The 14,239-nt window shown below is 45.6% G+C and carries 13 protein-coding genes; 5 read left to right on the forward strand and 8 right to left on the reverse strand.

Features of this window, described 5'->3' with window-relative positions; genetic code table 11:
* Positions 1-213: 213 nt before the first annotated feature.
* Positions 214-474: a hypothetical protein gene (locus ACRC53_RS07290; protein WP_438629869.1), complete on the forward strand. Its 261-nt coding sequence runs from the start codon at positions 214-216 to the stop codon at positions 472-474.
* 7 nt (positions 475-481) lie between these two features.
* On the opposite strand, the gene csdE is transcribed toward ACRC53_RS07290, so the two are convergent.
* Positions 482-916 (reverse strand): cysteine desulfurase sulfur acceptor subunit CsdE, encoded by a 435-nt coding sequence (gene csdE, locus ACRC53_RS07295; protein WP_438642834.1) that lies wholly within the window; start codon positions 914-916, stop codon positions 482-484.
* A 1-nt stretch (position 917) separates the two neighbouring features.
* Entirely contained in the window at positions 918-2,162 is a 1,245-nt protein-coding gene (gene csdA, locus ACRC53_RS07300) for a cysteine desulfurase CsdA (protein ID WP_438642835.1), read from the reverse strand.
* A 490-nt stretch (positions 2,163-2,652) separates the two neighbouring features.
* Between csdA and ACRC53_RS07305 the strand changes: the two genes are divergently transcribed.
* The 3 genes from ACRC53_RS07305 (at position 2,653) to rlmM (ending at position 5,168) form a co-directional block, all read left to right on the forward strand.
* On the forward strand, positions 2,653-3,567 hold the full coding sequence (locus tag ACRC53_RS07305; RefSeq protein WP_438642836.1) for a transcriptional regulator GcvA: 915 nt from the start codon (positions 2,653-2,655) through the stop codon (positions 3,565-3,567).
* 94 nt (positions 3,568-3,661) lie between these two features.
* The gene (locus tag ACRC53_RS07310) at positions 3,662-4,054 is read left to right on the forward strand and encodes a DUF423 domain-containing protein (RefSeq protein WP_438622796.1); all 393 of its coding nucleotides are present in this window, start codon (positions 3,662-3,664) and stop codon (positions 4,052-4,054) included.
* A complete protein-coding gene (gene rlmM / locus ACRC53_RS07315; RefSeq protein ID WP_438642837.1) occupies positions 4,047-5,168 on the forward strand; it encodes a 23S rRNA (cytidine(2498)-2'-O)-methyltransferase RlmM in 1,122 nt (373 codons plus the stop codon). The genes ACRC53_RS07310 and rlmM overlap by 8 nt, the downstream gene beginning before the upstream one ends.
* 208 nt (positions 5,169-5,376) lie before the next feature.
* Here rlmM and xni read toward each other — a convergent pair whose 3' ends face one another.
* From xni to queF, 5 genes are all read right to left on the reverse strand, one after another.
* Positions 5,377-6,147 carry a flap endonuclease Xni gene (gene xni, locus ACRC53_RS07320; protein WP_438622798.1) on the reverse strand — a complete coding sequence of 257 codons (771 nt, stop codon included), beginning with the start codon at positions 6,145-6,147 and terminating at the stop codon, positions 5,377-5,379.
* Positions 6,148-6,226: 79 nt separating this feature from the next.
* Positions 6,227-7,588 carry a nucleotide 5'-monophosphate nucleosidase PpnN gene (ppnN, locus tag ACRC53_RS07325; RefSeq protein ID WP_438622799.1) on the reverse strand — a complete coding sequence of 454 codons (1,362 nt, stop codon included), beginning with the start codon at positions 7,586-7,588 and terminating at the stop codon, positions 6,227-6,229.
* A 142-nt stretch (positions 7,589-7,730) separates the two neighbouring features.
* Entirely contained in the window at positions 7,731-9,251 is a 1,521-nt protein-coding gene (locus tag ACRC53_RS07330) for a diguanylate cyclase (protein ID WP_438642838.1), read from the reverse strand.
* A 115-nt stretch (positions 9,252-9,366) separates the two neighbouring features.
* Positions 9,367-11,682, reverse strand: a complete 2,316-nt coding sequence (locus ACRC53_RS07335) for a tetratricopeptide repeat protein (protein WP_438642839.1) — start codon at positions 11,680-11,682, stop codon at positions 9,367-9,369.
* A gap of 142 nt (positions 11,683-11,824) precedes the next feature.
* The gene (gene queF / locus ACRC53_RS07340) at positions 11,825-12,679 is read right to left on the reverse strand and encodes an NADPH-dependent 7-cyano-7-deazaguanine reductase QueF (protein ID WP_438642840.1); all 855 of its coding nucleotides are present in this window, start codon (positions 12,677-12,679) and stop codon (positions 11,825-11,827) included.
* A 60-nt stretch (positions 12,680-12,739) separates the two neighbouring features.
* Between queF and syd the strand changes: the two genes are divergently transcribed.
* Positions 12,740-13,351: a SecY-interacting protein gene (gene syd / locus ACRC53_RS07345; RefSeq protein WP_438642841.1), complete on the forward strand. Its 612-nt coding sequence runs from the start codon at positions 12,740-12,742 to the stop codon at positions 13,349-13,351.
* Here the strand turns inward: syd and ACRC53_RS07350 are convergent.
* Positions 13,348-13,629: a hypothetical protein gene (locus ACRC53_RS07350; RefSeq protein WP_438642842.1), complete on the reverse strand. Its 282-nt coding sequence runs from the start codon at positions 13,627-13,629 to the stop codon at positions 13,348-13,350. The two genes, syd and ACRC53_RS07350, sit on opposite strands and share 4 nt — an antisense overlap.
* Positions 13,630-14,239 lie beyond the last annotated feature (610 nt).

Below are 14,239 nucleotides of genomic sequence, written 5' to 3' on the forward strand. Positions count from 1 at the left end.
TCGCTATCGCTATCGCTATCGCTATCGCTATCGCTATCGCTATCGCTATCGCTATCGCTATCGCTATCGCTATCGCTATCGCTATCGCTATCGCTATCGCTATCGCTATCGCTATCGCTATCGCTATCGCTATCGCCACCGCAACAACCGATTATTACTGATACTGCACCAGAGTGTGGTGCAGTATTAGAGTGCATCAAAACAAGGAGTGAGATGATGAAATTACGGGTTGAGTTGGACTTAACGCCACAGGAGCTGGCAGAGCTGACAGAGAACCATCAGGCTATCTGGCAGAAACTACAAATGCAGTTTTGGAGTCAAATGTCAGAGCAGGCAATGAAAATGTCGCCACTAGGCAGCTTTTATTCGCCGCAAAACAACCCTTTTGCTGGTGCGGGCAATCCGTTTGCGGCGGCAGGTAATCCGTTCGCCACTCAGGATCAGGGTAGCGATAAAGAACCAAAAGGGTCGTAATATCGTCTTAGACTACGTGCGCGTTCGCCGTGCTCTGTATGCGTGCGGCGATGGCGGCTATCCCCTGAGAGCGGCTGCTTGAGAGCGTGTCGCCTACCCCTATCTGTTGCAGAGCAGCAGATAAATCAATCTTCAACAGTACTGCCGGTGTTTTTCCTTCGACTAATGTCAGGATCACCGCCAGTAACCCTTTAACTATTCTGCCTTCACTGTCGGCATAAAAATGCAGCGTTCCATCGGCCAGTAATTGATGCCCAAGCCAGACATTGTTTTCACAACCGGCCAGCGCAATCTGCTCGGTTTTGGCTTCTGCAGGCAGTGCGGGCAGTTTTCGTGCCAGTAAAATAAGCTGACGATAGCGATCTTCCCACAGACGGCAAGCTTCAAAACGCTGTTGCAGATCATCCCAGCTTATCTCATGGCCAAATGGGTGCGGATACATGTTATTCCTCGTGCAGTAAATCAATCGCATAACGCAGTGCATGCATAAAGTGCGCTGCATCTTGCGGGGTGTTGTAAGGGGCAAATGAGATACGTACCGTACCGGAAACCCCTAATGCCTCGGTCAGCGGTTGGGCACAGTGCACACCGGCGCGTAGGGCGATACCTTGTTCTGCCAGTAACGTGGCAAGATCGGTGTGGTGCACGCCGTTTACCGTAAAGGCGATAATTGTGCTGGCATTGCATGGCCGGAACAACCGGACATTCGCTATCTGCTGCATCTGGCGGGCGGTATCTGCGGCCAATTGGCTGGCATATTGCTCGACAACAGCACAATCTTGCTGTTGCCACCACTGCAATGCTGCGCCAAAGCCCAAAATACCGGCAATATTCGGCGTACCGGCTTCAAAGCGTTGCGGAATATCGGCCAGTGTGACACCGTTAAAACTCACCTTACTGATCATTTTGCCGCCGCCATGCCATGGCTGCATATCGGCCAGCCGTTCCGGTCTGCCGTACAAAACACCTACACCGGTCGGGCCGTATAATTTGTGGGCAGAGAAGGCGATGAAATCAGCATTTAGCGTTTGCACATCGAGCATTTCATGCGCCACGGCTTGGGCTGCATCAAGCATCACGACTGCACCGACAGCATGTGCTGCGGCAATAATTGGCTCAACGGGTTGTCGGCTACCTGTCACATTTGACACCATACCAATTGCCACCAGTTTTGTGCGCGGGCTGAGTAGTGTCGGTAACGCGCTCACATCAAGGTGCAGTTGCGTGGTCATCGGCAGTTTGACGACTTTTGCACCGGTCTGTTCGGCCAGTAATAGCCAAGGCACAAGGTTGGCATGATGCTCCATCTCGCCGACCAAAATCTCATCACCGGCCTGTAATCGCGGGCGCAAATAGGCTTGTGCTACTAAGTTAATCGCTTCGGTTGTTCCACGTGTCCAGACAATATTGCTTGCACTCTTGGCATTGATAAATGCCGCACATGTGCTGCGCGCCTGTTCAAAGGCCTGCGTTGCATTGGCCGCGGCAGTGTGCTGGCTGCGGTGAACTGTGGCACTGTTGCTGCGGTAATACGCATTGATTGCATCAATAACCGGATACGGTTTGAGCATGGTCGCGGTGCTGTCGAGGTAGATCCCTGCCTCATTATCCAGCAGTGCCGGAAATTGCTGGCGAAAGGTCAGCGGGTCAAACAATGCAGTATGCGAAGAGGTAAAAGTCATGGGCATGAAATTGTGTCAACCAAAGAGAATACGGTGCGATCTTGGCGTGAATTGGCGCTGAGTGCAAGTTTGCTGTGAATACCGCAGGCCTAGCCTTGATCCCATAGCAATACATTATTTAGGGGAAAACCTATAGTACGAGAGAGGCACACATACAAAAGCGTATTTATCAGGGAAAGTGAAAGGGAGATGCGGCAATCAGCAGATAAAAAAACGCACCGCCAGAGGCAGTGCAGAAAAAGAATTCGCTATTGACAGATAGGGTCAAAATTTGTACAGGAAGTGAAACATAGTGGCTTTCGCCACCTATCTGGTCTCCCAGATAACGTGCAAACACAACATTGCAAGCAGTAACCCTAAAGCATTTCCGCAGAAACACTTGCCGTTTAGGCTTACCCTGCACGAGCCACTATAGGGATTTGCTAGCCCTTCAACAACGGACAAATTATAATGCCGGACATTAGAATATCTAATATGTTTTGGAATTGTTACGGTCATGTCAAGACGACTTCCACCGCTAAATTCTTTAAAGGTTTTTGAAGCAGCGGCGCGCCACTTAAGCTTTACCCGTGCAGCTGAAGAGCTGTTTGTAACTCAGGCGGCAGTTAGCCACCAAATTAAGGGATTAGAAGCGTTTTTAGGGTTAAAATTATTTCGGCGGCGTAACCGCTCACTGTTGCTGACAGAAGAGGGGCAAGCCTATTTTCTGGATATGAAAGAAATTTTCAGTTCATTATCAGAGGCAACCGAAAAATTACTGGCTCGCACGGCAAAAGGCACATTGACTGTCAGCCTTCCGGCCAGTTTTGCGATACAATGGTTAGTTCCGCGCTTGGCTGACTTTAATGCAGCTCATCCTGATATTGATGTGCGGATTAAAGCGGTGGATATTGATGAAGGCTCACTGACTGATGATGTCGATGTGGCTATTTATTATGGGCGCGGTAAGTGGTTTGGGTTACGGGTTGATTTGCTCTGTAACGAATACCTGATCCCGCTGTGCTCTCCGGCACTGTTGAGCGGAGCACACCCGCTACTGACACCGAGTGATTTACGTTATTACACCCTGCTGCATGATACCTCGCGCCGCGACTGGCAAGCGTTTACCAAGCAGTTAGGGGTGCAGGATATCAATGTCAATCAGGGGCCGATTTTTAGCCATACGGCACTGGTACTGCAATCAGCGATTCACGGGCAGGGCGTTGCACTGGCCAATAATGTGCTGGCGCAGCCTGAGTTGAAAGCAGGGCGTTTGGTCTGCCCGTTTGATGATCTCTTGATGAGTAAAAACGCATTTTATGTGGTTTGCCATGACAGCCAGGCAGAACTGGGTAAAATAGCCGCCTTTCGGCAATGGATGCTGCTACGGGCACAACAAGAACAAGAGACGCTGCGCAGCCGTTTTTCCTGAAAATATCGCCTATTGATGAGCGGTATTTCAGAGGAAAAGAGCAAGTGATGCGAGATGAGCTGACTTGTTGCAACCTATCAGGGAGTCATGAGATATGACATTACGCAATCTGGTGTTGCCATTGGCCGCGATCAGCGGCTTTTTTACGGTGGCATTCGGTGCATTTGGTGCGCATATTCTGAGCCGCATGCTGATGCCCGAACAGATGACGCTGATCCAAACCGGCTTGAATTATCAGATGTTTCATACTGTCGCTATGTTGGCGGCAGGCATTGTATCGCTGCAATATGCGCAAAAACAGTTTGTTTACAGCGGATTATTGTTTGCATTAGGTATTTTATTATTCAGTGGCAGTTTATATGGCTACGCACTCACTCAGCTATCCATGCTGGTGTGGGTAACCCCGCTTGGGGGCGTGAGTTTTCTGGCCGGTTGGCTGACACTGTTCACTGGTCTATTACGTTTGAGGAGAACCGCGCATGAATAAACTGGCGCTGTATTGTCGTCCAGGCTTTGAAAAAGAGTGTGCGGCAGAGATTACCGATAAAGCAGCACAACACGGGGTATACGGTTTCCCACGTGTGAAAGATAACAGTGGTTATGTGCTGTTTGAATGCTATCAGTATGAAGATGCAGATAAATTAGCGCAGCTTGTCCCGTTTAAAGAGCTGATTTTTGCCCGCCAGATCTTGGTAGTCGGTGAGTTGCTGAAAAATCTGCCGGCGGAAGATCGGATCACCCCGATTGTGGGCATGCTGACCAATGTGATTGACGGGCCAGGCGAGCTGCGTGTTGAAGTGCCTGACACCAATGAAGCGAAAGAGCTGACCAAGTTCTGTCGTAAATTCTCGGTGCCGTTACGCAGTGCATTGCGCAATGCCGGTATTTTACTGCCGAAAGAGAACCCTTATCGCCCTGTGTTGCATGTGTTCTTTATTGCGCCGGGTTGCTGTTATGTTGGGTACTCGTACAGCAATAATAACTCGCCGTTCTACATGGGTATTCCACGTCTGAAATTCCCTTCTGATGCACCAAGCCGTTCTACGCTTAAATTAGAAGAGGCGTTTCATCTGTTTATCCCACATGATGAGTGGGATGAGCGTTTAGGCTCAGGTATGTGGGCGGTAGATCTGGGTGCATGCCCAGGTGGTTGGACTTACCAGCTAGTAAAACGCAGTATGTTTGTCTACGCAGTAGATAATGGCCCGATGGCAGAGAGTCTGATGATGACCGGCCAAGTGACCCATATTTGCGAGGATGGCTTTAAATTCGAGCCACCACGCCAGAATATTGCGTGGCTGGTGTGTGATATGGTTGAAAAACCAGCCAAAGTTGCTGCCCGCATGACAGAATGGCTGGTTAACGGTTGGTGTCGTGAAGCGATTTTCAACCTTAAACTGCCAATGAAAAAACGCTACGAAGAGGTTAATCACATTCTGGAAAAACTGCACTTGGCACTCAAAGATAAGGGTGTGAATGTGCAGATTGCAGCCAAACAGCTGTACCATGATCGTGAGGAAGTGACCGTGCATGTTCGTCGTATGTGGGTTGCTGTCAGCCCGAAAGCGAATGCCTACCGCAGCTACCGTGATGATGAATAAGCGCGGTGTCGGTCATAGGTGCTCGGTGTAATCTGATGTAATACAGAGATGCTATGAAATAGATCTTCTGTGATAAAAATCCTGCCGCATTCGTGCCGCAGGATTTTTTTATGTGTAGGTTTATTTGCCGTGTTATGTGTGGTGCACATTGACGCAGTAGGCGTTGCTGCCAGTGATGATATTGATGCGTTTTATACCGTAAGAGGGGTTAGCACCGTAGCTGTTGTAGATTTATCCCTAAGGGTAAGTCTTGTTGCAATGTAGCAATTTTGCGACTTAACTGTGCCAGCTCCGCATGTTGTTGTATTTTTTTAAGCAGCGCAGGCGGGTGATCGGTTGCGAGCAATACGGTATCTAGCGAGCCATAACGTTGCAGCAGAGCTGCCGCCGTTTTCCCCCCAACACCAGGAATACCTGGAATTTTACTGCTGCTGATACCGGCTAACCCCCAGTAATCGGGGAGCTGTGCAGGGCTAACACCAAACTCTTGCGCGACAAACGGGGCATCTAACCAGCGTTTTTGAAAGTAGTCGCGAATTTGCAGAGTCGGCGCAAGCAACTGGCAGTAGCCCTTGTCGGTTGAGACGATAGTGGCCTGATGGCCGCGTGCGCTTATTTGGCATGCGAGTGTGGCGGCCAGATCATCGGCTTCATTATCGTGTGCAGTCAGTGAACTGACATTGTGCTGCGCAAAGGCATCTTGAAATTGGCTAAGTGCGGCGGCCAGTGCATCAGGCATCGGTGATCGCCCCTGCTTATAGGTTGGCAATAGCTGATGTCGCCAGCCGCTGAGCCGCTCTGGAGAGTCAAATACGGCCACTGCATGTGTTGGCTGAGTGTGTTGCAAGAGGGTGCTGAGGGCACTGTTACACTGTTCGATGCAGCGCGGCATATCGACCGGTTTATTGCCGCTGTCGTGTACGGCATGAATACGCCGGATGAGATTGAGCGCATCAACGACCAGTAAGTGAATCGCCATGAAAAAGTACCATCGGATCAGGAATAATATCCGATGGTACTGAGCTCGCGCGGTGAGCGCAAATTACGTCGGCAGAATATCAGGTGATGATTTCATAGCACGGAGCGTAGGCAGTAGAGCCCGGTAGTTTCATCCGGTGCTGCTGAACAAAGCTTTCTAGCAGTTTATCCATCCGGCGCATCAGGGCTTTATCACCGTCAATCTGGTACGGGCCATGTGCGGCAATGGCCTGCAATCCTTTCTCTTTGACGTTACCCGCAACAATGCCGGAGAACGCCTGACGCAGGTTTGCGGCCAGTGCTTCAGCCGGTTGATCAAGGTGCAAGTTGAGCTGACTCATGTTGATATGTGTCGGTTCAAACGGCTGCTGGAAAGCGGGTTCAATTTTTAGTGACCAGTTAAAGCTGTAGGCATCGCCAGTTTCCATGCGGTGTTCTTTAACGGCGGTCATGCCCTCTTTCATGATCTGCGCCACTTTAACCGGATCATCAATGACTATCTGATAGCGTGATTGCGCATCAGCACCAAGGGTTGCGCCGATAAATTCGTGCAGAGATTGGAAGTAGCTTTCGCTCTCTTTCGGGCCAGTTAAGACTATCGGCATCGGCTGGTGGCTGTTCTCTGGGTTTATCATTATCCCTAAAATATATAACAGCTCTTCGGCTGTACCCACACCACCAGGGAAGATAATAATGCCGTGTGCCATGCGCACAAACGCTTCGAGGCGCTTTTCAATATCCGGCATGATAGTCAGCTCAGTAACCAGTGGGTTTGGTGGCTCAGCGGCGATGATGGAAGGCTCGGTAATGCCCAGAAAACGGCCGGTTTTGATGCGTTGTTTGGCATGGCCAACCGCTGCACCTTTCATTGGTGCTTCCATAGCACCAGGGCCACAGCCAGTACAGATGTTCAGATCACGCAGACCCAGTTCGTGACCGACTAAACGGCCATACAGATACTCTTTTTCGTTAATGGAGTGCCCGCCCCAGCAGACCACAGTGTTTGGGTATTCACCGGTATGCAGCAGTTTGGCATTACGCAGCAGCGCAAACACAAAATTGGTGATGTGGGTGGAGTCGTGCAGATTGAGTTGGGTAATGTGTGAATTAAGTTGAGCGTTAACGAACAAAATATCACGCAGTACAGCAAACAAATGTTCGTGCAAGCCACGGATTATCTTTCCATCAACAAATGCAGTTTCCGGTGGATTGATCAGTTCAAGTTTTACACCACGCTCACGGCGAACCACGTTAATGTCAAAATCGTGATGTTTTTGCAGTAAATCCTGACTGTTATCTGTGTGGCTGCCGGAATTTAATACCGCCAGTGAACAGTTGCGATAGATTTGATACAGCTCACTTGAGGCAGTGCGCTTTAACATATCAACTTCGAGTTGTGAGAGCTGATCCATAGCGCCAATGGGGTTGAGATGTGTAATCAAAGTGACTCCTTTCAAATAACAACGATCGCAGTGTACTGTTGGCTTGTTGAGGCCGAAATGCAGGCTGATCGTGCGTTTGGTGGTAATAACTTAACCCACCCGTGTGTTACACGTTAACGCGCTAAGGCGCATATGCCAACTCTCAAAATATGAAGATTTGATTTCTACCTTGATTTTTTGCCTGATAAAGTGCTTTATCAGCACGTTCAACCCAGGTATTAATGCTGTCGGCATCTTGTAAACAGCTAACACCGAGCGATACCGTAATAGTTACGTTATCATCACGGAATTTGAACGGTAAGTGCTGAATTTTCTGCCGGATCTCTTCAAGTTTCAGAGTGATCTCAGCCTCTGTGTAGTCAGCAATAATCAGTGCAAACTCTTCCCCACCGTAACGGGCGATAAAATCAGTTTCACGCAGTGATTGCTGAATGGCGCGGGCGATAATTTTTAGTGCTTTATCCCCGGCTAAATGGCCATAGGTATCATTGAGTGTTTTAAAACAATCAAGATCAACCATAACAAACCATAAAGGTTGCCGATAACGTTGCCAGCGTTTGTATTCGAGATCTTGCCGTTCTTGCAGTGCTGCGCGGTTATACACTTTGGTCAAGTGATCTAAAAACAGCCGGTGTTGCTGATCAAGTAAGCGATTTCGGTAATCGGTAGTCTGTTCAAGAATGGTGCAGAGTACATTTTCATTACTTTGGATACGCTCAATGGTGGCATGCATTTGCTGGCAAAGTTGCTGATGCTGCTGTGTTTGTTGCAGCAGTGTCTGCACGGTTTGCTGAATTTGGCTACCTGAAAGTGTTTCTGGTTGTTCGAGCGTATTGAGAGTGTTTTGCATCTCTTGATTAAGGTGCTGCATATGGTGGTGATCAAGATAAGCATGTTCAACCGATTTATTCATACTGTGATGTAACAGACCAAGATCATCATTCAAACTGGTCAGAAAACGGTGTGAGCTACGCCTTTCGCTGCGTGTGCCTTGTAATATTAGCTCAATAATTTCAAAGCTATATTGAATCAGTTGCGTTATATCTGTGCCAATAAGCAGATGATTTCTGATCTCCAGTAGCCGTTGACCCGCCTCTGCATCAAAATCGAGTTCAGAGATCAAGTGTTGTAGCTCATCAGAGACTTTTTGCTGGATATCAAGTGTCAATGTGGCACATGAAAGTTGTTCAGTGTGTTGCTCACCGAGTGCCGCTAACATTCGCACAGCTCGGCTAAATAAGTGCAAGATACGCTCAGTGCGCAACATTAAGTCGGGAGTATGCTGGTGGCTTAATTGTAACACTGCATCTTGGCGTAATTGTGGTGAGAGAATCGCCGTTGTTTTCAGGCACTCAGCGGCTTGTACTAAATTGTCATTGAGCCGCTGCTGCTGTGCAATACGCTGTTGACTGAATTTAAATGCAAGCCGTTCAAGCAGTGCCAGACGCGGGATCATCAGTGAGGTTTCTTTAGCGCGATCAAGATCAATACGAATATCAACCAAAATACGATCGAGCTCGCTATCTGCGCCCTCTAAAGATTGAGTCACACGCCCAAGCACGCGCCGCAATAACTCGCTTTCACGCGTTTGTTTACTTGATAATTGCTGATAATTCTCTTCAAGTTGAGTAAGTTGTCGTCGCAAATCAACGTTGCTATCCATTGACGTTATCCATTACGTGATCCTATAAATGTTGATTCTATAAACAACATAATGAGCTTTATATTATTTGTGTAAAAAGTACTGTAAAAAGAGAGTTTTATTGCTGATCAACAGATTATTTTGGTGTTTCTTTGGCTACTATTTGAGACGTGAATTGCTCAATGGCAGCCCAATTAATGGGGTATTCCGTTTGTGAATGCCAAACTTTAACCAATCCACGTCGAATAGCATCAATGCATGTTGCATGTAAATTGCCCTGAAAACACGCTGGTGTAGCCCGTTGAATTGGCATAAGAAAAACCCAATTATCTTGCTGGCTACGCTGATTGAGATCGTTGGCAGTACACTGTGCTAGTTGCAAAATATTGAGTAACTGTGAAAGGTTTACCCCTGCTGTTGCCCGTGGTAGGAAAGGGTATTGGCATGCCCCAATGCTGATACTGCCTGTTGGAGCGTTATATCCAGAAAACTGTTGGAAAACAGTTAATATTTTCTCACCAAACTTCTCTGGCTCAACCCCACCTTGCTCATGGCACTGCGGTTGAAAATACAAAAAAGTGCCATCTCTTATCTGGAATAACGTTCCATTATGACCAAGCGTTTGGCGAAGATACAGCCCAAGAGCGGCCTCTATTTTGCTCGATTCAGTAAAATTAATATCAAAATTTTGATGAAGTTCAGACAACCAGTGTAAATGGATAAATGCCACGTTTAAACGCAGCGCCGCAAAGGGATCTGTGTGTGCAATTTGAACTGATGCATCAGCCGCTTGTATGGCCATTGCTTGCTCGCATAGCATCAAGGTGCGCTGTAATTTTTTAGGCATACGCGCATGCATACTGCGCAAATTAGGTAACTCACTGCGTGGGTGTAAATAGTGGCTTTTGCGCACTTGCCTGAGTTTTTTACGCAGAGTAGGCGTTAATATCAAGAAATAACACGTAATACCCAATAGCACTAAAATAATACACAAGAGTACTCGATTAAATTTTTGTATTTCCTCTTTTTGTGCATTTATTGCGTGATAGTTGGCATTGAGTAGTTGTTCAGTGTTGATTTTAGTGACTAACTTCTCACGTTGTTCACGTGTTTCCGTATTAAGAAACAGATGCTGCTTTTGAATTTGGCGTAACAGCGCAATTTTTTGATATAAATAAAGGTTCTCTTGTTTATACAGGTTTTTTTTCTGATATGCATTAATGAGTAAATCATAAGCATATAAGCGCGTGGTGAGCTCTGATTCAGGAATGGTAGCCATTGCTTTTTTGATTAATTTTAAAGCATCGTCAGTATTTCCTGAGTGTAATAACCAATCACCTTTGAGCAAAAAAAACGCAGGATAAAATCCATGTGAATTTTTATCTTCGCTTAAATTTCGCTCAGCTTGCTTAATGTACTCTTCTGCTTTTAACAATTCATTCGTGTTTAGATAGATATAGCCAATGCCGATTTTAATACTGATCAGTTTATTCCCGTTGGGCAGAGAATTTTCTATATCCAGCGCATTGAGGTAATTGACCAACGCTAAATTTAATCGGTTCTCCATCCGATGAATATGGCCTATCAACTTTAATGTGGCTGCTAATGGGGCTTTATCTTGTGTCGTTTGATAAAAATTGGCTGCTTGATTGGCATAATCAAGAGCTAAAGAGTAGCTGCCAAATGTGAAATAAAATTGAGCTAATTGCAGTTGTGTGGCAGCTAAAAGAGCAGGTTGGTCGAACTCTGTTGCAAGGCTTAAAGCCGTCATTAAACTCTCTTGCGCTAAATCACGTTTTTGCTCAAATAACTGTAACTGACTGGCTAATAGGTAGTAATTGATTCGCGATGATGGATACTTCATCAGCGGCAGGTGTTTTTGTGCGCACAATAGTGCTTTTTTAGCAGAGTACAGAGCACTGTGGTTAGGTGTTTGTAATTGCCAATCATGCAGTGCTATTTTGGCTTGTAGTAGATGATAGCGCACTGTGATATCGGTTGAAGAGTTCAGTAATCCAGGCTGTGCGGCAAATTTTTGTAACGCTAATAATATTTGATCTTTATCACGTGTAACTTGCCAAATTAATTCAGACTTAGTTAACTGAGCATCAGCATAAATAATATTATATGATGGATTCTTTGTGCGAGAAATCACATTATTGAGTGTTTCAATAGCTTGTTTATTATCCCCTAATTTAGCAAGGGCCACACCTTTTAGTAAGCAAGAATATAAAATATTTTGCTGATGTTGTTTCACATATTGAGTATTTAGGTTGCGAGCTGTCGTACTTGTCGATAAATTACTATAAGGTTTGTTGATATATTGATTAATACGAGCAATAGCAACTAAAGGCTGTGTTTTTAATAACTGCTCAATATCCAGTAATGCTTTATCTGGTTTTTCAAACGGAATTTCTGTTAGCACAATGGCATGAGCTACCGAAAGCTGCACAAAGTATAATGAAAAAATGAGAAGGCAGCGTATTAAAATCATTTCATTCTATTATTGTTAATATTTTCGCTTTGGGAATTAATACTTGCAGTGTAACGTATGCGGCACATGAAACCAAGTATGCCGCAAAGAATTTAACGTATTATTGACGAGGCAAACGAATATTAAAAGATGAAGGCATTTCCCAATTAGAACGGAATGGATTGATATCTAATCCACCACGGCGGGTATAACGGGCAAACACCGTTAGGCATTCAGGTGCACAGAAATGTTGAATATCAGTAAATATACGTTCAACACACTGTTCATGAAATTCATTATGATGGCGAAAAGAGATTAAATAGCGTAATAGTTTTTCACGATCAATTTTTTTCCCTCGATAATGAATTTTAACTGAACCCCAATCAGGTTGATGCGTAATAAGGCAATTTGACTTTAGAACATGGCTCACTAATACCTCTTCAATAACCGCATCATCGTGCAGATTAACAGCATTTTGTAAATAGTGGGCATTAAAATCATAACCATCAATGATGATATTTTGCTCATCAATACACTCACCTCCGAATGAACCTATTTGCTGGTCCTCATATTGACTTAATCGATGTAAAACCACTGAAACTTCAGCTTGGGCACATGCACTTAAATCGCGTTGCAATGTTGCTTGAATGCTATCCCAATTTGCAAATTGGCTTTGATTAAAACTATTGAGATAGAGCTTAAAACTTTTTGATTCAATCAGATTGTGGCTTGTTGCCGGAATGCGTACATCACCAATGGCAACTTGTGGTAAACCGTGTAAATTAAGCCAGGAGAGCTCATATAGCGTCCAGAGATCTTCACCGTGAAAGGGAAGCGTCTCTTTGAGTGCTAAATCATCACGGTTTAGCGCCCGTGGAACACCCTGCAATAATTCCGGGGAATAGTGATCACAATAATCGGTTTTTTTACCCAATGTCAGTGCCGATAGCACCGGGTTTTGATCATATTTACTCATTACATCTGCTCTGTGTCAGTTACAATCTTAAGCAGTGTAACCTAAATTCAGAGCAAGAGAATGCCTCAACCAAACACACAAAATATTACGCAAGAGAACCTGACTATCAGCGCGCTACAAAGCGCACAAGCCCTGATACACTTTACTGACCGCTACATACAACACTGGCAGGTAGAGCAGCAGACCTTACCGGAAAGTGAGAGTTTGTTAGGTATCGCCTCACCTTGCATTGTACGTACCGCAGAAAACAGCCTCTATTGGCAACCTGTTAGGCCCGGTATATATAGCAAAAATCCTGCGTTGCACCCTGTAGAGCAGGCATTGAATATTCAAATCCGAGCAGAAGCCCATGCCTACTTCTCTGCTCAATTTGCTGGAGACATAGCCGCCCAGTGGCAGGGAAACCCCTTGACACTTTTGCAAGTGTGGAACGCTGATGACTTTCCCCGCATGCTGGAAAACCAAATTGGTCATCTTGTTACCCAGCGGCGGCTCAAGCAGAGCCCAACGCTCTTTCTTGCCCTGACTGATGATGACATGCAGATCATCTCATTGTGCAATATAACTGGCGAAGTACTGCTTGAAACCCTCGGCACAGCAAAACGCACTTGTTTGGCGAATAACCTGCCTGATTTTCTGGCTGAGTTAACACCACAAATAACCGTACTTTAAGCCTGCAATTCCGCTACAGCACGCTGTAATGTTGCAACGTGCTGCTCAAGCATTTGAACTCGCTCAGTTAACTCAGCCACAGAGAGTGCAGAGTCCGCACGTTCCACATTTTCGGGCAACAATCTAGTATCGTGTCGCACATTGGCTTTCTCTTTTGCCAAAAGACTTACAATTACAGGTAACGGAACAGGCACAGATAAACGCCCTTTAATTAATGCAATTGACGGTGTTTTTCCTTCACGTTTTAACTGCTGTAAAACCTGTACAACCTCATCCATCACTCTTTCCTTAACTTACACCATGATTATAGTTACGTGTGTGACAATATTTTTTTATCATAAGCATACACCACATGATTACGCATATTGTAAAACACACAAACCAACGTTATTAGGATATAAACAGCATTACAGCTACATACATCAGACATCTTTATCATATCAGCGTAACAGCGTGTAGAGAGCCGTTTGACATGCATGAAAACCAAGCGCGTGGCGTGTCAGTGATAGCCTGCATTTTATGTAAGATATCTCCTACATATGCTGTGAGATAACAAATAAAGTATTTGCGTGGTCATCTCATTGCATAAAAAATTATATACATATAAATCAATTAATTAACTAAAGCGAGTGGAATTGAAATCGAATACATTTCACATATAAATTCAAAAAACGCCTTGTAGAAAAATAAGAGCGGAGTAGTCTTAACCCCGTCGAAAGGACACGGCATTTGTAGCAATACAAAGCCACCAAGGAGTACGGTGATGGTGTCAGGATGACACATCAAGCATTTAGGATGAATGCACCAGAAACGGATGTCTTACAGGAACATTTAGCAGCAATGCTAAAGCCATTAGCCGGATGCTAATGGGTTAAGGATGACAACGGA

Origin of the sequence: Plesiomonas sp. (assembly GCF_051652165.1) — a bacterium.
Classification (GTDB): Bacteria; Pseudomonadota; Gammaproteobacteria; order Enterobacterales; family CAMTGL01; genus Plesiomonas.

Excerpts from the sequence above, each read along its gene's own strand:
- ACRC53_RS07290 (WP_438629869.1), top strand. The coding sequence starts at position 214 with ATGATGAAATTACGGGTTGAGTTGGACTTAACGCCACAGGAGCTGGCA.
- csdE (WP_438642834.1), bottom strand. The coding sequence starts at position 916 with ATGTATCCGCACCCATTTGGCCATGAGATAAGCTGGGATGATCTGCAA.
- csdA (WP_438642835.1), bottom strand. The coding sequence starts at position 2,162 with ATGCCCATGACTTTTACCTCTTCGCATACTGCATTGTTTGACCCGCTG.
- ACRC53_RS07305 (WP_438642836.1), top strand. The coding sequence starts at position 2,653 with ATGTCAAGACGACTTCCACCGCTAAATTCTTTAAAGGTTTTTGAAGCA.
- ACRC53_RS07310 (WP_438622796.1), top strand. The coding sequence starts at position 3,662 with ATGACATTACGCAATCTGGTGTTGCCATTGGCCGCGATCAGCGGCTTT.
- rlmM (WP_438642837.1), top strand. The coding sequence starts at position 4,047 with ATGAATAAACTGGCGCTGTATTGTCGTCCAGGCTTTGAAAAAGAGTGT.
- xni (WP_438622798.1), bottom strand. The coding sequence starts at position 6,147 with ATGGCGATTCACTTACTGGTCGTTGATGCGCTCAATCTCATCCGGCGT.
- ACRC53_RS07330 (WP_438642838.1), bottom strand. The coding sequence starts at position 9,251 with ATGGATAGCAACGTTGATTTGCGACGACAACTTACTCAACTTGAAGAG.
- queF (WP_438642840.1), bottom strand. The coding sequence starts at position 12,679 with ATGAGTAAATATGATCAAAACCCGGTGCTATCGGCACTGACATTGGGT.
- syd (WP_438642841.1), top strand. The coding sequence starts at position 12,740 with ATGCCTCAACCAAACACACAAAATATTACGCAAGAGAACCTGACTATC.
- ACRC53_RS07350 (WP_438642842.1), bottom strand. The coding sequence starts at position 13,629 with ATGGATGAGGTTGTACAGGTTTTACAGCAGTTAAAACGTGAAGGAAAA.